Here is a 17521-nt window from a genome sequence, read left to right as displayed (position 1 = left end):
TCCGGGCCCGCGTCAGCCCAGCGCCAGCAGGAGCAGGATGCCGCCGACGATCAGCAGGCAGCCGGCGATCTCCATCAGGTTGATGCGCTCGCGGAAGAAGAACACCGTCGAGGCGAAGGTGAAGATCATCTCGACCTGCGCCAGCGCCTTGACCACCGCCGCCTGCTGCAGCGTCATGGCCATGAACCAGCCGAACGACGCAGTCGCGCCGGCGAGACCCACGATCAGCGCCGGCTTCCAGGCCTTGCGGATGCGGCCGATCTCGGCCCGGTCCTTCCACAGCATCCACAAGGCCATGAGCAGGCTCTGGAACACGATCACCCAGGCTAAGGTAACGGCGGCCTGCATGATGAAATTCGGCCCTCCGAGCGCCAGCGAGGCAGCGCGGTAGGCAACCGCCGTCACGCCGAACAACGCCCCCGAGGCGAGCCCGACAAGCGCGTTGCGGCCGACCAGCGCGGCGAGCAGCGCCCGCCAGCTCAGGGGCGTGTGGGCGACCGAGATCAGCATGACGCCGAACACGCTGACGCCGATGGCGGCCAGCACGCCTGCCGAGATCTTCTCGCCGAGGAAGACCAGGCCGAACAGCGCCGCCTGCGCCGGCTCGGTGCGCGAATAGGCCGTTCCGACCGCGAAATTGCGGAAGGAAAACAGATGGATCAGCAGGAAGGTGGCCGCGATCTGGCCGAGCCCGCCGACGATCATCCAGACAAGGAAGGCCGCGTTGAGCCGAGGCAGCGCATGGCCCGCGCCGAAATGCAGCACGGCCACGAACAGGAGTGCGAAGGGCGCGCCGAAACCGAAGCGCACGAAGGTGGCCCCGGTGGTGCCCATCACGCCCTTGAGATGCTTCTGCATCGCGGAACGGATGTTCTGCAGAAACGCGGCTGCGATGGTGATCGGTATCCAAAGTTCCAAGGGCGCCCCTCGCCTAAAAGAGGCGATCTAGGCCAACGGCGACGCTCAAAGCAAGGGGAACGCCGCGAACCGCAGGCCTCCTGTCAGGCGGCCGCGCGGTTCTCGTCGTCCTGCGTCACCACGCAGTCGCGCCCGGACCGTTTGGCGATATAGAGGCGGCGATCGGCGCTGCGCAGCGCCTGTGAGACTGTCAGGTTTCGGGAAAAATGCGTGCCGCCGATGCTGACGGACAACGGCACCGGCCTGTCGGCCGGCCTGAACGACGTCGCCGCGACCGCGCGCCGGATATCCTCGCCAACCTGCGCGATCGCGCGGCCCCGGCAACCGGGGATGAAGATCGCGAACTCCTCACCGCCGATGCGGCCGACAATGCTGCCGCGCGGCAGGGTACGGCGGATCGCATCCGCGATCGCCACCAGCGCAACGTCTCCCGCCTGGTGGCCATAGGTATCGTTGACCGTTTTGAAATGATCGGCATCGACAATCAGCAGGGCGCCGTCGACCCCGAGCGCCTGCTCGCCCGCAATGGCGTCGAGGATGCTTTCGCGGTTGAGCATGCCGGTCATCGGATCGCGGCTCGCCCGTTCGGCCAGCCGCACATGCGCTTGGCGCAGATCGGCGTGGGCGCGGGCCAGTTGCGCATGCATGGCCATGTATCTGCGCCGCTGGCGCAGATGAAAGACACTGACCGGCCAGGCGATGACCAGCGGACAGATGACGGACATCAGCAGTCCATTGGGTCCCAGCGGCAAGCCCTGCAACCGCATCAGGCTGAAGGCGATCAGCACCGACGCCACGGCGGCGCCAACGGCGATCAGCGCCGAGATCAAAACAATAGAGCGCATTGCGTACTCCCCACCGGCCGCTGTTGCCATCGCACCATTAAAAATCCGGTATGAGACTTCGATCAAATTTGAAATGATCCGGACCTGCCGGGCGGTCGCGTCCGCTGTCATCGCGGCCGTAAAGATGCGATAAGGCGGCATGACACAGATCCCCGAATCGTCCGACTTCGCCGGCATCCGCAATTGGGTGTTCGACCTCGACAATACGCTTTATCCGCATCACTCGAACCTCTTCGCCCAGATCGACACACGCATGACGGCCTATGTGTCGGAACTGCTTGAACTGCCGCGCGATCAGGCACGCGTGCTGCAGAAGGAGCTTTATCGCGAGCACGGCACGACGCTGAACGGGCTGATGGTCCGGCACGGCATCGACCCGGACGATTTTCTGCAGAAGGTGCACGATATCGACTACACACATCTCGCGCCCGATCCGGCCCTCGGCGCGCAGATCCGGACGCTGCCGGGCCGCAAATTCATCTTCACCAATGGCGATCGCGGCCATGCCGAGCGCACGGCGGCGCAGCTCGGCATCCTCGACCATTTCGACGACATATTCGATATCGTGGCCGCCGGGCTGGTGCCGAAACCGGCCCGCGAAACCTACGACAAGTTCACTGCGCTGCACCGGGTCGCCGGCGCCGATTCGGTGATGTTCGAGGACCTGGCCCGCAACCTCGCCGTGCCGAAGGCGCTCGGCATGAAGACGGTGCTGATCGTGCCGCGCAATTTCGAGCCGACCTTTGCGGAAATCTGGGAACAGGACGCCGACAAGGAGGACGATGTCGACTACGTGACCGACGATCTCGCCGGCTTCCTGACGGCGGTCAATCCGGCAGCCGCCAAAGCCTGACGTGTCCGGACCGGTAGGCTCGCGGGGTGAACGTCCTTGTTCGCGATGCTTGAGCGCACCGTTCGAGCATGTCAGATCTCGTAGAAACGCTTGACGCAGTCCCAGGCCTCGTCGGCCGTGTCGGCATAGTCGATCAGGTTCTGGTCGCCCGGCGAGATCGTGCCCTGCTCGGCCAGAAATTCGATATTGACCGCGCCCTCCCAGAACGAGCGGCCGAACAGGATGACGGGCACCCGCTCCATGCGCCCGGTCTGGATCAGCGTCAGCGTCTCGAAAAACTCGTCCATGGTGCCGAAGCCGCCGGGGAAGATGGCGACCGCCTTGGCGCGCATCATGAAGTGCATTTTGCGGATCGCGAAATAGTGGAAATTGAAGCACAGCTCCGGCGTGACGTAGGGGTTGGGCGCCTGTTCGTGCGGCAGCACGATGTTGAGCCCGATCGTCGGCGCGCCGACATCAGCGGCGCCGCGATTGCCTGCCTCCATGACGCCCGGACCGCCGCCGGTGACGATGACGAACTCGCGATAGTAGGACGCGGCCGAATGTTGCGAGCAGATACGGGCGAAATTGCGCGCCTCCTCGTAGTAACGGCTATTGGCGAGCAGGTTCTTTTCCTGGACCTTGTTCTTGGCCGCCCAGGCCTCGCCGCCGGGCTCGGGAATGCGCGCGCCGCCGAACAGGATCACCGTGGAGCGGATACCGCGCTCGGCCAGCGCCATTTCCGGTTTCAGCAACTCTAGCTGCAGGCGCACCGGGCGTAGTTCGCGCCGGGTCATGAAATCGTCGTCGTCCCAGGCCAGGCGATAGGCCGGCGAGCGCGTCTGCTCGGTATCGGGCACGCTGCGCGAGCGTTCCAGATCCTCGTCCGAATGCGGCAACGGCGTCCAGCCGTTCTTGTCCATCGGGTTCATTCGTCCAATCCCCTTGTGCGTCGCTTTGCACCGTCCGCCCGGCATGGCCGCGATTGACCCTCCCATGGCGTTGACATAGGTTCCGCGCGACTTTCGCCCCGTCTATGGCTAAAGCCTATCCCTTAATTAGACGTTGTAATGGAGCCCCGGATGCACAAGCCCGACCTCGCAGCCCTCGAGCGCATCATCGAACAGGCCTTCGAGGCGCGCGACGGCGTGAGCACGACCACGCGCGGCGAGGTGCGGGAAGCCGTCGAGACAGCGCTCGACCTGATGGATCGCGGCCAGGCGCGGGTGGCCGAACGCGCAGCCGACGGCGCCTGGCAGGTGAACCAATGGCTGAAGAAAGCGGTGCTTCTGTCCTTCCGCCTCAACCCGATGGAGATCATCAAGGGCGGACCGGGCGAAGCCGTGTGGTGGGACAAGGTGGCGTCCAAGTTCGACGGCTGGAGCGCGAACGAGTTCGAGAAAGCCGGTTTCCGCGCCGTGCCCAGTGCTGTGGTGCGCCGCTCCGCCTATATCGCGCCGGGTGCGGTGCTGATGCCATCCTTCGTCAATCTGGGCGCCTATGTCGACGCCGGCACGATGGTCGACACCTGGGCGACCGTCGGCTCGTGCGCGCAGATCGGCAAGAACGTCCACCTGTCCGGCGGCGTCGGCATCGGCGGAGTGCTGGAGCCGATGCAGGCCGGCCCGACGATCATCGAGGACAATTGCTTCATCGGCGCGCGCTCGGAAGTGGTCGAGGGCTGCATCGTGCGCGAAGGCTCGGTGCTCGGCATGGGGGTGTTCATCGGCAAGTCGACCAAGATCGTCGACCGCGCCACCGGCGAGGTGTTTTACGGCGAGGTTCCGCCCTATTCGGTCGTGGTCGCCGGCACCATGCCGGGCAAGACCATTCCCGGCAAGGACTGGGGTCCGAGCCTCTATTGCGCGGTCATCGTCAAGCGCGTCGACGAAAAGACGCGCTCGAAGACCTCGATCAACGAGTTGCTGAGGGATTGAACAAGGTGGGTCCGGGTCAACTCACCTGGCTGTTCTTCGGCTTTTCCGGCCGCATCAGTCGTCAGGCCTACGCGCTGGCCGGGCTGCTGCTTTATTTGCTGCGGGTCTATCCGATCTACCGCATCATCAACGCAGGCGACGACGAAGCCGCGGCCACTTTCTGGGGTGGGGCGTTCCTGCTGGTGGTCGGCGCTACACTGATCTCCCACGTCGCCACCTCGGTGAAGCGGCTGCATGACATGAACCAGCCGGGCTGGTTCGCGGTGTTCTTCATCATCGGCGATATATTGATGTATCTGTTTTTGTGTCTGGCGCCGGGCACGCGAGGGCCGAACCGCTTCGGCGCGCAGACCAACGCGCCGAAATAGAGCCGGCCCGATGGCCTACCGCACCCTCGATCCCGAACGCATCATTCTCACCGCGGAGATCCTGGAGCGTCGGGTCGAGGAACGGTTTCCCGAGGCCGGGCTGCGCAAGGTCGCGCACGAGCTCGTCAAGCTGGCACGCGACCTCGCAGAAGGCGCGAAGGCGCTGGAGCAGCCGATCGGCTGGCTACGCGCGCTGATCGGCGTGGTCATCGTGGTCGGTGCCTCCGTCTTCCTGTTCGTCGGCACGATCGTGTCGTTCGACCGGCCGCCGACCGGCGCGTTCGATTTCGTCCAGGGGCTGGAAGCCTCGATCAACACGCTGCTGCTCGCCGGCCTCGGCCTGTTCTCGTTGGTGAGCGCGGAAGAGCGCATCAAGCGCAAGCGCGTGTTCAGGCAATTGCACGGGCTGCGCTCGATGATCCACGTTATCGACATGCATCAGCTCACCAAGGACCCGGCCGCCTTGTCGGCCAATTTCCGGCGTACCAAAAGCTCGCCGCAACGCACGCTGGGCCCGGCCGACCTCGCGCGTTATCTCGATTATTGTTCGGAGATGCTGTCGATCACCGGCAAGCTCGCCGCGCTCTACGCGCAGTCGGTCAACGACAATGTCGTGGTAGAGGCGGTCAACGACATCGAGGCGCTCGGCACCAATTTGTCGCGCAAAATCTGGCAAAAGATCATGCTGATCGGCGATGCCGGGATGACGGCGAAGGGAAATTAGGCGGGAAACCTCGCGCCCGCCGGATGTCGCGGATCAATCGCGCTGCCGTATGGGGCGGTTATGGCTTGCCTTGGCCCATACGGATCCGGATATTCTGCGGTCGGATCCTTGTCGGCGCAGTTTGGCACGATCGGAACATGGCCATAGCGACCAGTCATTCCCGCGTTGCGTTGCGACAATGGGTGAACGACGCGCGGCGGGACGGTGCAAGCCTGCGCGAGGCCGTCGAGGATTATCTGAACACGGTCCTTGCGGCGGGCGAGCCCGCTGCGCCACCCTCGCGCGGTCACGGCATCATCACCAGCGATCTCCCCCAATCGCAGTTCGCCGAGACTTTCTGGCTTTTGGAACAGTGGCGGCTGGCGATCGAGACCCCGCCCGTCAGGCAGGGCGCAGGCGGCCCGCCGCGCCTTGCCCTCGAGGACCTGAAGCAGATCCAGGACATGAACGGCAGACGCTCCCTGCGCGCCAACGAAAACAAACTGATCGCCAAGTTCCCGCCGGGCCATCCCGAGCGCTGGGTGCTGCCGGCAACCGCGACTTTGCTGGCCCGGGTGTTCCCGCGCTGCAGATTTCGTCCGACCAACCTGCTTTGGTATCCCGCCGGCGGCTGGATGGGATGGCATACCAATGCCGACCATCCCGGATGGCGGCTCTACATCAACTGGAGCGTGCCGCTCGGTGGTCGATCCGCCTTTCTCGGTCTTGTCGACGGGAAGATCGTTCGGCGCGACGATCCCGGCGGATGGTCGGCGAATTGTTTCGAGGTTCAAGCCGATCCACCCTTCTGGCACGCCGTCGATGCCACAACGCCCCGGCTTAGCGTCGGGTTTCAAGCCTACGAAATCGGGGACGGCTGACTGGGGTCAGGCCGCAGTTCGACCGCTCTATTGCACTGATTGGAAGCGCTCTTGATAGCGTTATTTCACACTCATCACATTAATGATTGCGATCAATTGGTTTTGAGCGCAGATTGAACTTTGTGAAAACAAATATAACCGTAAAAATTTCTTGGTATGCGGTCAAAAAATCAATTGGGAGGACAAATTATGGCCAAGGACGACACCAATACTGGCAACCAGAACACGCAGCAGACTCCGAAACCGACCGTCGACAAACAAGCTCTGTCGATCGATACCATCCTGTCATTCGGTGACGACAAATACGAGATGATGCTGGAGATCCCGCATCATGTTTCCAAGACGGACCCTTATGTGTTTTCGCTCACGCCCGATCCGAACTCCGCGGAAAATCAGATCGTCGGCGCCGACGGCGCGAAGCACCCCGCCCCACCGGTCATCAAGCTCAAGCTGGGCGGCGGCGATAATGTCGAACTTCTGGTCAGCCCACCCCAACGGCTTTTGAACGGGCTCAACAATGGCGTTGTCGATATCGACAAGCTGCAGATAAAGCTGAGCAACTGGGAAGAATAGCACGCGCGCGCGCTGTCTTTCACCGAGACAGCCTTATTGGGGAGGTCGCCGATGCGCAGCGGATTCAGCATCGATATCGCGGTTGGACTGAGAGATGAGGGGCTCGGCCTCGGTGGCGATCCAGCCGCGTCGCTGCTGGGTTTCGACGCCACGCTGCAAGCCTCCTTCGCCGCCGACACGCCTTCGCAACTGAGCCTTGCGCCGCGGGGCCTGCCCGACAGACCGTATCTAAGGATATCGGTGCCGGCCAGCGGCGCGCCAAGCGTGGAGGTCGATCCCGACGCCGTGCTCGACGGCTTTCTGTCGGGTAGCCAGATTCAAGGTCTGCGGAAGGTCCTTGGAGTGTAACGGACAGACAGACCATGCGCGCCATCGAACTTTCGGCGGAATTCAGGATCGAAGGCGTTCATTTTGAGTTGAGCGCGGAGGACATTCTCAAGCCCGCGACCCAGTCGCTGTGCGACACGCTGCCGGAGAAAGGCTACCTGCTCGAATTGGGCATGGTCGAGAAAACCCATGTCGACGTCGTCGAGATGATCGGAAAAATTACCGGCGCGGAAGGATTTACCGACAAGCTTGGCGTCTTCGCCGACATCGTCGCCGAGCTCAAGGAAATCGACGTCAAGCTGCTCGCCAAGCCGCGCGCGCTGAAAATCGTCGCCCGGTTCGACAGCATAACCGTCAAGATGTTCGGCGTCTCCAAGGAGGTGAAGGACGCTCAGATCATCATCGTCAAGAAGAAGGGAAAGAAGGCGACCGTGTGCATCAGCGGCCATGTCGAGGGCGTCTTCTGGTGCTACTGCGGAACCAAATGGAAGAAGCCCCGCAAACCGCCGCGCCGCAAGCCGGACGACAAAGGCGACGGCGGCGGCGGCGGCGGCGGCCCGCCTCCCCCTCCAGGCGACGACGATGACGAGGACGATGAGGACGACGAAGACAGCTCCGGCGGTTCGTCTTCCGGCAAGGATGAACCGGTCGACGGCAAATATCCCTGGGTGTTGGGCAAGAGCAATCTCGGAGTCGACACCTGGCTGCCCGACACCAGGAAAAAATAGGGACACAGCGATATGACCCGACGCAGTTTTCCGACCATAGAACGCCAGGTCTTCCGCGAGGGAATGCTGGTCGACGCGGCCGCCCTGACGCGCGAACAGGACTACCATCGCAGGCATCGCGAAGTGCTGACACAAGCGATCCTCGAACCCGGCGTGCTGGGCGGGTTCGACGTTGCGCTTTCGGGCGCGCATTTACTGGTCGGACCCGGCGGCGCGATCGATGCGCTCGGCCGGCTGGTTATCTTGTCGACGCGCGCGGTGGATGCGGACCAGAAACCGCTCAAGTTCAACGCAGAAATGGCCGAGCTGAAACTGCCCGCCATCCCGTCGGGCGGCTCGGCAAGCCTTTCGATCGCCTTCGGCGAAACGGCAGCGGACCCGGAAAGCGGGCAGGCGGATGCGAGCCCGGTACTGGCGGTTACGGAGCCTGGCCAACCCGTCCCCGCGCCGGCGATCTTGCTGGCCACGATCCGCAACACGGCCACCGGCGCCTCGGCGCCGCAGCTCGAGGTCGAGATCTCGCATCAACGCAGCTGCGGGCTGGCGATAAAAGGCCAGATAGCGGCCAGCAGGATTGCCGGCCTGGACACGGTGACTGCGACGCTCGCGCGACTAACCAAAGCGGTAACGCCGCTCGAAAAGATGCCCGGCGCGCTGGCCGATCTGAGCGCACAGGCCGACGAACGGCACACGCAGTTCGCCTCGCTCGAGCACTCTGTCGAGCAGATCGGCGAGGCCGTCGACGCGCTCATGCCGCTGCCCGAGGAGGTGCGCGACATGCGCGAAAGGCTCGGCACGATGGGCGCGACGCTCGACTTTCTGGAACCCGTTCCCGATCAGCTTGCCGAATTGTCCGACACCAGCGGCAAGCAGGACGGCCGGCTATCGACGATCGACCACACGCTGGAGCGCGTAACGGCCAAGCTGGGCACGCTCGACGGACTGCCGGAGAAATTGGCCGACGTGACCCGGCAAATCGACGGGATGGGAGAGTTCCTCAATCGCATCAGCGACTTTCCCCGCATGATGACACATCTGATGAACACGACCGACGCGCATACGGGCGAGCTGCGTGCACTGGAAAAGAGCGCAAGCCATTGCAACAGCAAGCTGGCCGACCTCACACCGCTGCCCGACAAGCTCAAGGATGTGGCCGCGCAGGCGCAAGCAAACGCCAGCGGTCTCCAGTCGGCGCATGACAGGTTGGCCGCGCTCGACGGCGTGGAGCAGAGCGTGCACGACCAGAGCGAGCGGCTGCAAGCGGTCCAGGCGCAGTCGAGCGCACACGACACCCAGCTTGCCGGGCTGAAGGAGGCGCCGTCAAAGATCAGCTATCTGATGCAGTCGGAAGACCGGCTGTCGCAACGTCTGCACGCAGCCGAACAGGCGCTCGGCAGGCTCGAGCAGATCGAAGCAAGTCTGACCGCGATCAACGGCCGGCTGGATGCGATCGAAAAGACGGCAACGCGGATCGACGACATCGAAACGCATGTCAATTCGATCGAAAAGGCGCTCGGCAAGGTGGCCCAGCCACCCGGAACCGTCGAACCGACGGACGAGCCCCGCCACCTTCCGCATACGCTGAAGGAATTCCGCGCCGCCTACCCGCACAACGACGAAAAGGCGATGGTGGCCGCCTATCGGGACGGAAACTACAATATCGGCCAGATCTCCGCCTTCTTCGGCCACGACTACATGGATCTGGTGCGCGGCATCCGGCGCGACAATTATTGGCAGTGGCAGGCAGAACTGGCGGCGAAGAAAGCCGCCGAGAACGATTAGCCGGAGCCGGGCCGTGCAAGCCTCACCGCCGGAACCCGGACCTCATTCGCCGGTGATCGACGCCAGAAAGTGAAGCCGGTTCTCGACATTGGTCTTGTCGGTGCGCACGTCTTTGGTTTCCACGAACCATTTGTAGATCGCGTCGATCATCTTGCGGTTTGCGCCGTCGACCCATTCGGTCCGCCCGACCTGCTTGAATCCCTTGTCGATCAGCACCTTGAGATAGGCCCGGCCAAGGTCGCCGTGGTGCAATATCTGCCTGACATTGGTGTCGTATTCCTGCTTGGCGAACAGGATCGAGGGATTGTGCGTGGTGTAGCCGCTGCGGATGGTGTCTTCATCCAGATTCTCGGTGACGCCGAATTTCAGGAAAATCCAGCTGTTGCGACCATCCGTGACCCAGCCATCCAGCGGCGTTATGACGAGATATAGCGCGAGCACCGGCATGATTTTCTCTCCTCTTTTGCGGATTATTTGGAACGATTTTCTTTCAGATTACACGTATATTGACGATTTGCATTCTTCTCACTCTTCTATTCTGAACTACTACTTTATCCAGCGATCATGGATTGCCCGTCGAACGGGCTGCGATCCATGAACACTGCCGCGCCGGCCGTTGAGGGCCGTCGAGATTGCGAATGTTCCGACCACGGGCGTCAAGCCTGTCCGCGCCGAGCGCTCGTCATGCGCGCCCTGGTTGGCTATCCTTCCAAACCCTGCGAGAAGGATCGGAGAAAACCGTGTCGCAACCCGCCGAAGACAAGGACACCGCGATCGGTCGCATGTGGCTCTACACGGCCGAACGCCCCTGGTTGCTGGGCACTATCGTGGCGTTGGCCCTGGCTTTGCTGCCCATTGCCGTGTGGATGGACCTCAAGAACCTGTCCGACCGGGCGCTGACCGTCCAGGCCCGGACCCTGAACCGGATGCTCAGCGACATACGCGGCTATTACGCCACCAATGTCGTGAGCCGGGTGCAGGGCCATGACGGCGACAGCATCGCCGCGCACGACTATGCCGACATTCCCGGGGCCGTGCCGATCCCGGCAACGCTGTCGCTCGAACTCGGCGACGTGATCGGCACCAGCGGCGAGGAGGAAATCGGCTACCGCTTCGTGTCCGATTCCGCGTTCACGAGCCGGGCCGCGCACAGGCTCGACGGTTTCGAGCGCGCCGCGCTCGCCTCCTTCCGCGCCTCGCGCGATCCCGGCGCCGTGGCCACAGAGATCGCCGGCTCGCTGTTCGAGCGCGAGATCCGGATGGCGGTCCCCGTCATTCTCGGCCAGGCGTGCGTGTCGTGCCACAACAATCATCCGCTCAGTCCCAAACATGACTGGCAGGTCGGCGACGTGCGCGGCATCCAGGCGATCACCGTGCACCAGCCGATCGCGAAGAACCTGTTTTCCTTCAAATATCTGTTCTTCTATTTCGCCGGCGCCGGCGCGTTCGGAATTGCGCTGACCGGTCTCAACTGGCGCCAGGCCAATCAATTCCGCCGGATGAACAGCGAGCTGGAGGAGGCGAACGACTTCCTTGCCTCGGTGTCGATGAAGATCTCGAAATATCTGTCGCCGCAGATCTACAAGAGCATCTTTTCCGGCGAAAAGGACGTCACGATCTCGACCGAACGCAAGAAACTGACGATCTTCTTTTCCGACATCAAGGATTTCACCGAAACCTCCGAACATCTCCAGCCGGAGGAGCTGACGAACCTGCTCAACGAGTATTTCACCGAAATGTCGGCGATCGCCCACGCGCACGGCGCGACGGTCGACAAGTTCATCGGCGACGCCATCCTGGCCTTTTTCGGCGACCCGCATACGCGGGGGGCGCGCGAGGACGCCAATGCCTGTCTCGACATGGCGATGGCCATGCAGCGGCGCATGGTGGAGTTGAAGGGCGAATGGCGCCGGCGCGGCATCGAAAAGCCGTTCGAGGTGCGCATGGGCATCAATACCGGCTATTGCAATGTCGGCAATTTCGGCTCGGCCGACCGGATGGACTACACGATCATCGGCGCGGAGGCGAACCTGGCCGCGCGCCTGCAACACATCGCCGACCCGGGCGGCATCGTGCTGTCCTACGAGACCTGGGCCCATGTCCGCGACAGGGTGCGCGCACGCCCCCTGCAGCCGATCACACTCAAAGGCATTGCGGGCGAAATCGTGCCCTATGCCGTGGAAGGCATTCACGACAGCGATGCCGCGCCGGCCACGTTCAACGAGGCGGAGAGCGGCCTGTCGCTGTTTCTCGACGTCGACCGTCTCGACGCCGAGGCGCGGCGGCGCGCGGAGACCGTGCTCGAAAAGGCGCTGCATGCCGTGCGCGGCGCACGGCCGGACAAGCCGCCCGAACCCGCCGGCTGAAATCGCGAGACGCTGCCGCGAGCGCGCCCTACCGTCCGGCTTGCGGCAGCACCGCCTCCGGCTGAAGCCGCGGCGCCCCGCGCCCGGCCCGTTCGGCGCGACGGATCGCGGCCAACACGGCGCGGTTGGCGGGCGCGGCCAGGCCATGGCGTTCGGCAAGCGCGATTACCGCGCCCTGAAACTGGTCGATCTCCGTCGGCCGGCCCCGTTCCAGATCCTCCCACATGGAGGAGCGCGCGGCGGGATCGACGGCGAGCATGCGCCGGGCGAGACGGCGAAACAGCGGATCGGGCAGGCGCAGCACCGCCGGCAACAGTCCGGGCCGCAAGCGCCCGATGCGCGCCGGCCGAATGCCGGCCGCCTTCATCGCGCCAAGCGCCTCGGCGATCTGGCCGGCCAGCACACGCCGCCAGCGCCGGTCGGCGAGTTCGTCGGCGAGCGGCAGGCCCGACAGCGCGTTGAGCGCGTTGTTGAGGTTGAGCAGCAGCTTGCCCCACAGCACGGCGTCCATATCGGCGGCGGCCGAAACGGGAAAACCGGCGACGTCAAGAAAGGCGGCGAGCCCTTCGGGCGCGGGGTCGACCAGGGTCGTGCCTTCCGTCGCGCGGTGAAAGACCGGCGCGCCATCGTCCGGCATCGCGGCCACCACGTTGAACGGCACCATGCCGGCCACAACCGGATGGCGCGCGCCAAGCCCGGCACGCAGGATGGCGGGATTCTCCACGCCATTCTGCAAGCTGACCACCACGGCGCCCGGCCGGGCATGGCGCGCGACCAGCCGGGCCATCGCTCGCGTCGCGCCGCTCTTGACGGTGACAAGCACGATGTCGGCCTTTGCCAGCACGGCCGCGGGGTCTGCGCTAGCCTGGACACGACCGGCAGGCAATTGGCGCTGCGTGCCGTCGAGGTCGCGGACCGCAAGACCGGCCCCGGTAACGGCGTCGACGATGCGCGGCCTGGCCAGCAGCGCCACCTGGCGCCCGGCAAGCGCCAGGCAGGCGCCGGCATAACAGCCGATGCTGCCGGCGCCCGCGACCGCGATCCTGGTTTGGTCGTCAAAACGCATCCCGTCCTCCACTCTCCCCGCCCATCACTGCCATTGCAGCGGCGGCGTCAACCGGCCGGCCGGTTTTGCGGGTGACATCTGGCCCAAATGTCGGCGCCGTTTCGCGGCGTGACAGGGACCGCCCTTTCGACTATCCATCCGCCTCATGTCACTGCCCGTCGATCCCGCCGCCAATCTGGCCACCCTGATCCGCTGCCCTTCGGTCACACCAGCCGAAGCCGGCGCGCTGTCGGCGCTGGAGGCCATGCTGGACCCGCTCGGCTTTGCCGTCGAACGGCCGGTGTTTAGCGAGGCGGGCACGCCGGACGTGGAAAATCTCTACGCAAGGCTTGCAGGTGCCGGGCCGCATCTGTGTTTTGCCGGGCATACCGACGTCGTGCCGGTCGGCGACGAGGCGGCCTGGACGCATTCCCCCTTCGCCGCCACCGTCGCCAACGGCGCCATGTTCGGCCGCGGCGCGGTCGACATGAAAGGCGGCATTGCCTGTTTCGTGGCCGCGGTCGCCCGCCATATTGGCGAGCACGGCGCGCCGGCGGGCTCGATCTCGCTGCTGATCACCGGCGACGAGGAAGGCCCGGCCGTCAACGGCACGAAAAGGCTGTTGGAATGGGCGGCAGCCAAGGGAGAACGCTGGGACGCCGCCGTGGTCGGCGAACCGACCAATCCCGAGCGGCTCGGCGACATGATCAAGATCGGCCGGCGCGGCTCGCTGTCGGGCACGCTGCGCGTCGCCGGCAGGCAGGGCCATGCCGCCTATCCGCACCTGGCCGACAATCCGGTGCGCGGGCTCACCATGCTGATCGACGCGCTGATGCATCCGGCCTATGACGAGGGCACCGAGAATTTCCAGCCGACCAATCTGGAGGTGACCAGCGTCGATGTCGGCAATCCGGCCGTCAACGTCATTCCCGCTTCGGCCACAGCCAGCTTCAACGTGCGCTTCAACGACCGGTGGACGGCGGAAAGCCTGCAGGCGGAAATCCACGGCCGGCTCGACCGGGCAGCACGGCTTGAACGGCTGCGCCCGGGCAGGGAAGAGCCCGTGTCGTTCGAACTCGACTGGCGCGACCGGCCGAGCCCGGTGTTCGTGACCCACGACGACAAGCTGATCGCGTTGGTGAGCACCGCGATCAGCGATGTGACCGGTCGTCGGCCCGAGCTTTCGACGACCGGCGGCACGTCGGACGCCCGCTTCATCAAGGATTATTGCCCGGTGGTCGAATTCGGTCTGGTCGGCCAGACCATGCACATGGTCGACGAACACGTGGCGCTGGCCGACCTGGAGACGCTGACGCAGATCTATCAGCGCCTGCTGGCGCTGTGGTTCGAGTAGTCCGCCGATGCCGTCAGCCCAGGATATCCAGACCTACATGACCGGCGCCTGGCGGCTTATGATGGGCAAGCCGGAAGCGGTGCGCCTGTTCGACCTGTCGGCGGACGGATTCTGGAACTCGTTCTATGCCATCGTGGTGGCGGTTCCCGCCCTGACCGTCGGCTGGGCGAGCTTCGCCGGCGATTTCGCGGTCGGTGCAAGCGGGCGTTTCGGGATCGTGTTCCTGCTTGGCGTGATCGATCTGGCAACCTGGGCGCTGCCGCTGGTCGTCCTGGCCTTGGTGGCCAAGCCGCTCGGGGTCGGCGACCGCTTCGTGGCTTACGTGGTAGCCAGCAATTGGGGCTCTGCGCTGCTGATCTGGCTGATGCTGCCGGCAACGCTGGTGCGCCTGCTGGCGCCGGGAGCCGAAGACCTCGCCGCGTTGCTCTCGCTCCTCGCCTTCCTGGTGACGATGGCGCTGTCCTGGCGGCTGACCAACGCGGTGATCGACCGTGGCGCCGGCCTGGCGACCGGCGTGTTCACGCTGATGCTGGCGCTGTCGATCGGCGTGCTGTTGACGCTGCAAGCCCTGTTCGGGCTCGACGCATTGCCGCCGGCTTAATCGCCGGGGCGGGGCGCGCCGTTCAATAGTCGACTTTGATCAGGCACAACCCGCCCGGCGGCGCCACCGGTCCGCAGGCGGTGCGGTCGCGCGCGGCAAGCGCGGCGCTGACGTCGTCGGCGCTCCAGCCGCCATCGCCGACGCGCTTGAGCGTGCCGGCCATGGAGCGGACCTGGTTGTGCAGGAAGGAGCGCGCCGAGGCGCGGATCTCGATCAGCGGGCCGGCGCGCGTCACGTCGAGACGGTCGAGCGTCTTTTCCGGGCTCTTGGACTGGCAGCGGACGGAGCGGAACGTGGTGAAGTCGTGATGGCCGACCAGGCGCTGCGCGGCCCGGTGCATGGCCTCGACGTCGAGTTCCTTCTTCACGTGCCAGGCGAAGTTTCGTTCCAGGGTCAGCGGCGGATGGCGATTGACGATGCGGTAGAGATAATGCCGGCCGCGAGCGGAGAAGCGCGAATCGAAATCCGGACCGACCCTGGCCGCGTCCAGGATAACGACCGTCTCGCCGGCCATCTGGAGATGGGCGTTGACGGCGTCGCGTACGGTGTTGGCCGGCCAGTCCCGGTCAAGGTCGCAATGCGCGACCTGCCCGGTGGCGTGGACGCCGGCATCGGTGCGGCCGGCGCCGCCGAGCGTCACCTGTTCGCGGCAAAAGGCGAACAGCGCCGCCTCGATCGCGCCCTGCACGGAGGGCTGGTCGGCCTGGCGCTGCCAGCCGGCATAGGCGGTGCCGTCATATTCGATGTCGAGCCGGTAGCGTGGCATGGCGCTCAACCGACGCCGAAGGCGCGCGGGTAAACCAGATGGCCCGCGGTGGGCGCGCCGCCCCAGGCAAGCGCCTGGAGCGCGTCGCCCTGAAACAGGCTGTCGAAACCGGCCGCGCGCCGGTGCGTATACCCGAAGCGGCCGTAATAGGCCGGATCGCCGAGGACGACACCGAGCCGTTCGCCGGCCGCGCGCAGGCGTCTATGGCCTTCCAGGATCAACGCCGTGCCGACACCGCAGCCCTGGAAATCCGGGGCAACTGCGGCCGGCGCCAGCGCAAAGGCCGAAAAGCGGGATGCGCCGTCTTCCACGACGAGCCGCGAGAACAGGACATGACCGACGACCGCACCGTCGCGTTCGGCGACCAGTTCGAGCACGGCGTCGCCGTCGCGGCGGATCGCGTCGACCAGTTCGGCCTCGTCGGTGCGCGAAAAGGCGGCCTCTTCCACCGCGAAGATCGCCGCGCGGTCGGCGTCGGTCGCCGTCCTGATGCGCGGTTCCGTCATGACACCCTGTCTCCCCGGCTCAGCGCCGCGCCGCGCAGAAAGGCCTCGGCCGTCATCGGCTTGCCGCCGGCGCGCTGCAGCTCGACCAGGCGGACCGCCCCGGTTCCGCAGGCAATCGTCAGCGCGTCGTCGAGCACGGTACCGGGAGCGCCCGTTCCCTCGGCCGGCGCCGAACGCAGGATTTTCAGCCGTTCGGGCTTGGCGGCCAGGCGCGCCTCGCACCAGGCGCCGGGAAACGGCGACAGGCCGCGAATATGATTGTGGACATCGGCCGCGAGCCGCGTCCAATCGATGCGGGTTTCGCCCTTGTCGATCTTTCTGGCGTAGGTGACGCCCTCGGCCGGCTGCGGCGTCAGGGCAAGCCGGCCGGCCTCGAGCGCGGCCAGGGCCTCGACCATCAGCGTGGCCGATCCCCTTGCGAGGATATCGTGCAGCTCGCCGGCCGTCATGTCCGGGCCGATCTCGACCCGCCTTTGCAAGGCGACGGGACCGGTATCGAGCCCCTCCTCCATCTTCATCACCATCATCGCCGTCTCGCGGTCGCCGGCCATGATCGCGCGCTGGATCGGCGCGGCGCCGCGCCAGCGCGGCAGGGCTGAAGCGTGGCCGTTGAAGCAGCCGAGCCGGGCGCCGTCGAGGATCGGCCTGGGCAGAAGCAGACCGTAGGCCACCACAACGGCGGCGTCGGCCGCCAGATCGCGAAACCGGGCCTGCTCGTCGGCGCCCTTGAGCGAGACCGGCGTGCGCACCTGAAGGCCAAGTTCCTCGGCGGCGCGGTGCACGGGCGACCGGGTCACCCCCAGCCCGCGCCGTCCGGCCTTGCGCGGCGGCTGGGTATAAACGGCCGCGATGTCGTGACCGGCCGCGGCAACGGCACGCAGCGTCGGCACGGAAAACTCGGGCGTGCCCATGAAGACGAGACGAAGCGGCATTCTAAACGATCCGATAAGGACAAGGGGACGCGCCCACCACCCCGCTTCAAACGGGTT

The 17521-nt window shown here is 65.2% G+C and carries 20 protein-coding genes; 12 read left to right on the top strand and 8 right to left on the bottom strand.

Translation table 11 applies throughout. The annotated features are described in order from the left end of the window. Positions 1 to 12 precede the first annotated feature (12 nt). Positions 13 to 918 (bottom strand): DMT family transporter, encoded by a 906-nt coding sequence (locus GN330_RS13715; RefSeq protein WP_156713256.1) that lies wholly within the window; start codon positions 916 to 918, stop codon positions 13 to 15. 83 nt (positions 919 to 1001) lie between these two features. After that, complete coding sequence (locus GN330_RS13710; RefSeq protein WP_210252322.1) at positions 1002 to 1763, bottom strand: GGDEF domain-containing protein; 762 nt, start codon at positions 1761 to 1763, stop codon at positions 1002 to 1004. Between the two features lie 139 nt (positions 1764 to 1902). On the opposite strand from GN330_RS13710, the gene GN330_RS13705 reads away from it, so the two are divergent. Beyond that, entirely contained in the window at positions 1903 to 2616 is a 714-nt protein-coding gene (locus GN330_RS13705; protein WP_156713254.1) for a pyrimidine 5'-nucleotidase, read from the top strand. A 71-nt stretch (positions 2617 to 2687) separates the two neighbouring features. On the opposite strand, the gene GN330_RS13700 is transcribed toward GN330_RS13705, so the two are convergent. Continuing rightward, a complete protein-coding gene (locus tag GN330_RS13700) occupies positions 2688 to 3527 on the bottom strand; it encodes an LOG family protein (protein ID WP_156713253.1) in 840 nt (279 codons plus the stop codon). A gap of 150 nt (positions 3528 to 3677) precedes the next feature. Here GN330_RS13700 and dapD point away from each other — a divergent pair, with 150 nt between their 5' ends. From dapD to GN330_RS13660, 8 genes are all read left to right on the top strand, one after another. After that, entirely contained in the window at positions 3678 to 4532 is an 855-nt protein-coding gene (gene dapD, locus GN330_RS13695) for a 2,3,4,5-tetrahydropyridine-2,6-dicarboxylate N-succinyltransferase (RefSeq protein ID WP_156713252.1), read from the top strand. A 5-nt stretch (positions 4533 to 4537) separates the two neighbouring features. Further along, positions 4538 to 4900, top strand: coding sequence for a DUF805 domain-containing protein (locus GN330_RS23495; RefSeq protein ID WP_343040779.1), 363 nt, complete (start codon positions 4538 to 4540; stop codon positions 4898 to 4900). 10 nt (positions 4901 to 4910) lie between these two features. Next, positions 4911 to 5624, top strand: a complete 714-nt coding sequence (locus GN330_RS13685; RefSeq protein ID WP_156713250.1) for a hypothetical protein — start codon at positions 4911 to 4913, stop codon at positions 5622 to 5624. A 137-nt stretch (positions 5625 to 5761) separates the two neighbouring features. Further along, positions 5762 to 6484, top strand: a complete 723-nt coding sequence (locus GN330_RS13680) for a hypothetical protein (protein WP_156713249.1) — start codon at positions 5762 to 5764, stop codon at positions 6482 to 6484. A 189-nt stretch (positions 6485 to 6673) separates the two neighbouring features. Further along, the gene (locus GN330_RS13675; RefSeq protein ID WP_156713248.1) at positions 6674 to 7057 is read left to right on the top strand and encodes a hypothetical protein; all 384 of its coding nucleotides are present in this window, start codon (positions 6674 to 6676) and stop codon (positions 7055 to 7057) included. A gap of 51 nt (positions 7058 to 7108) precedes the next feature. Then, positions 7109 to 7405, top strand: a complete 297-nt coding sequence (locus tag GN330_RS13670) for a hypothetical protein (RefSeq protein WP_156713247.1) — start codon at positions 7109 to 7111, stop codon at positions 7403 to 7405. A 14-nt stretch (positions 7406 to 7419) separates the two neighbouring features. Then, on the top strand, positions 7420 to 8112 hold the full coding sequence (locus GN330_RS23490; protein WP_197435157.1) for a hypothetical protein: 693 nt from the start codon (positions 7420 to 7422) through the stop codon (positions 8110 to 8112). Positions 8113 to 8124: 12 nt separating this feature from the next. Further along, a complete protein-coding gene (locus tag GN330_RS13660) occupies positions 8125 to 9894 on the top strand; it encodes a coiled-coil domain-containing protein (RefSeq protein WP_156713246.1) in 1770 nt (589 codons plus the stop codon). A 42-nt stretch (positions 9895 to 9936) separates the two neighbouring features. Here GN330_RS13660 and GN330_RS13655 read toward each other — a convergent pair whose 3' ends face one another. Further along, positions 9937 to 10341, bottom strand: coding sequence for a hypothetical protein (locus tag GN330_RS13655; RefSeq protein WP_156713245.1), 405 nt, complete (start codon positions 10339 to 10341; stop codon positions 9937 to 9939). A gap of 335 nt (positions 10342 to 10676) precedes the next feature. Here GN330_RS13655 and GN330_RS13650 point away from each other — a divergent pair, with 335 nt between their 5' ends. Further along, complete coding sequence (locus tag GN330_RS13650; protein WP_156713754.1) at positions 10677 to 12260, top strand: adenylate/guanylate cyclase domain-containing protein; 1584 nt, start codon at positions 10677 to 10679, stop codon at positions 12258 to 12260. 28 nt (positions 12261 to 12288) lie between these two features. Here GN330_RS13650 and GN330_RS13645 read toward each other — a convergent pair whose 3' ends face one another. Continuing rightward, positions 12289 to 13326 (bottom strand): 2-dehydropantoate 2-reductase, encoded by a 1038-nt coding sequence (locus tag GN330_RS13645; protein WP_156713243.1) that lies wholly within the window; start codon positions 13324 to 13326, stop codon positions 12289 to 12291. 145 nt (positions 13327 to 13471) lie between these two features. Between GN330_RS13645 and dapE the strand changes: the two genes are divergently transcribed. Further along, positions 13472 to 14659, top strand: coding sequence for a succinyl-diaminopimelate desuccinylase (dapE, locus tag GN330_RS13640; RefSeq protein ID WP_156713242.1), 1188 nt, complete (start codon positions 13472 to 13474; stop codon positions 14657 to 14659). Between the two features lie 7 nt (positions 14660 to 14666). Then, positions 14667 to 15260 carry a transporter gene (locus GN330_RS13635; protein WP_156713241.1) on the top strand — a complete coding sequence of 198 codons (594 nt, stop codon included), beginning with the start codon at positions 14667 to 14669 and terminating at the stop codon, positions 15258 to 15260. 22 nt (positions 15261 to 15282) lie between these two features. On the opposite strand, the gene truA is transcribed toward GN330_RS13635, so the two are convergent. Genes truA through fmt form a run of 3 tightly spaced genes read right to left on the bottom strand, consistent with a single transcriptional unit; the run spans position 15283 to position 17464 of the window. Continuing rightward, positions 15283 to 16026 (bottom strand): tRNA pseudouridine(38-40) synthase TruA, encoded by a 744-nt coding sequence (gene truA / locus GN330_RS13630; RefSeq protein ID WP_156713240.1) that lies wholly within the window; start codon positions 16024 to 16026, stop codon positions 15283 to 15285. Positions 16027 to 16031: 5 nt separating this feature from the next. After that, positions 16032 to 16532 (bottom strand): GNAT family N-acetyltransferase, encoded by a 501-nt coding sequence (locus tag GN330_RS13625; protein ID WP_156713239.1) that lies wholly within the window; start codon positions 16530 to 16532, stop codon positions 16032 to 16034. Then, positions 16529 to 17464, bottom strand: coding sequence for a methionyl-tRNA formyltransferase (gene fmt, locus GN330_RS13620; protein ID WP_156713238.1), 936 nt, complete (start codon positions 17462 to 17464; stop codon positions 16529 to 16531). The genes GN330_RS13625 and fmt overlap by 4 nt, the downstream gene beginning before the upstream one ends. Positions 17465 to 17521: the final 57 nt, after the last annotated feature.

It is taken from the genome of Nitratireductor arenosus, from assembly GCF_009742725.1.
Taxonomy (GTDB): Bacteria; Pseudomonadota; Alphaproteobacteria; order Rhizobiales; family Rhizobiaceae; genus Mangrovimarina; species Mangrovimarina arenosa.
Note: the sequence above shows the minus strand (reverse complement) of the source record. Positions and strands in the feature narration are given on the sequence as shown.

Coding starts and splice junctions, on each gene's coding strand:
- GN330_RS13710 (WP_210252322.1), bottom strand. CDS start 1,763: ATGCGCTCTATTGTTTTGATCTCGGCGCTGATCGCCGTTGGCGCCGCC.
- GN330_RS13705 (WP_156713254.1), top strand. CDS start 1,903: ATGACACAGATCCCCGAATCGTCCGACTTCGCCGGCATCCGCAATTGG.
- GN330_RS13700 (WP_156713253.1), bottom strand. CDS start 3,527: ATGAACCCGATGGACAAGAACGGCTGGACGCCGTTGCCGCATTCGGAC.
- dapD (WP_156713252.1), top strand. CDS start 3,678: ATGCACAAGCCCGACCTCGCAGCCCTCGAGCGCATCATCGAACAGGCC.
- GN330_RS13685 (WP_156713250.1), top strand. CDS start 4,911: ATGGCCTACCGCACCCTCGATCCCGAACGCATCATTCTCACCGCGGAG.
- GN330_RS13680 (WP_156713249.1), top strand. CDS start 5,762: ATGGCCATAGCGACCAGTCATTCCCGCGTTGCGTTGCGACAATGGGTG.
- GN330_RS13675 (WP_156713248.1), top strand. CDS start 6,674: ATGGCCAAGGACGACACCAATACTGGCAACCAGAACACGCAGCAGACT.
- GN330_RS13670 (WP_156713247.1), top strand. CDS start 7,109: ATGCGCAGCGGATTCAGCATCGATATCGCGGTTGGACTGAGAGATGAG.
- GN330_RS23490 (WP_197435157.1), top strand. CDS start 7,420: ATGCGCGCCATCGAACTTTCGGCGGAATTCAGGATCGAAGGCGTTCAT.
- GN330_RS13660 (WP_156713246.1), top strand. CDS start 8,125: ATGACCCGACGCAGTTTTCCGACCATAGAACGCCAGGTCTTCCGCGAG.
- GN330_RS13655 (WP_156713245.1), bottom strand. CDS start 10,341: ATGCCGGTGCTCGCGCTATATCTCGTCATAACGCCGCTGGATGGCTGG.
- GN330_RS13650 (WP_156713754.1), top strand. CDS start 10,677: ATGTGGCTCTACACGGCCGAACGCCCCTGGTTGCTGGGCACTATCGTG.
- GN330_RS13645 (WP_156713243.1), bottom strand. CDS start 13,326: ATGCGTTTTGACGACCAAACCAGGATCGCGGTCGCGGGCGCCGGCAGC.
- dapE (WP_156713242.1), top strand. CDS start 13,472: ATGTCACTGCCCGTCGATCCCGCCGCCAATCTGGCCACCCTGATCCGC.
- GN330_RS13635 (WP_156713241.1), top strand. CDS start 14,667: ATGCCGTCAGCCCAGGATATCCAGACCTACATGACCGGCGCCTGGCGG.
- truA (WP_156713240.1), bottom strand. CDS start 16,026: ATGCCACGCTACCGGCTCGACATCGAATATGACGGCACCGCCTATGCC.
- GN330_RS13625 (WP_156713239.1), bottom strand. CDS start 16,532: ATGACGGAACCGCGCATCAGGACGGCGACCGACGCCGACCGCGCGGCG.
- fmt (WP_156713238.1), bottom strand. CDS start 17,464: ATGCCGCTTCGTCTCGTCTTCATGGGCACGCCCGAGTTTTCCGTGCCG.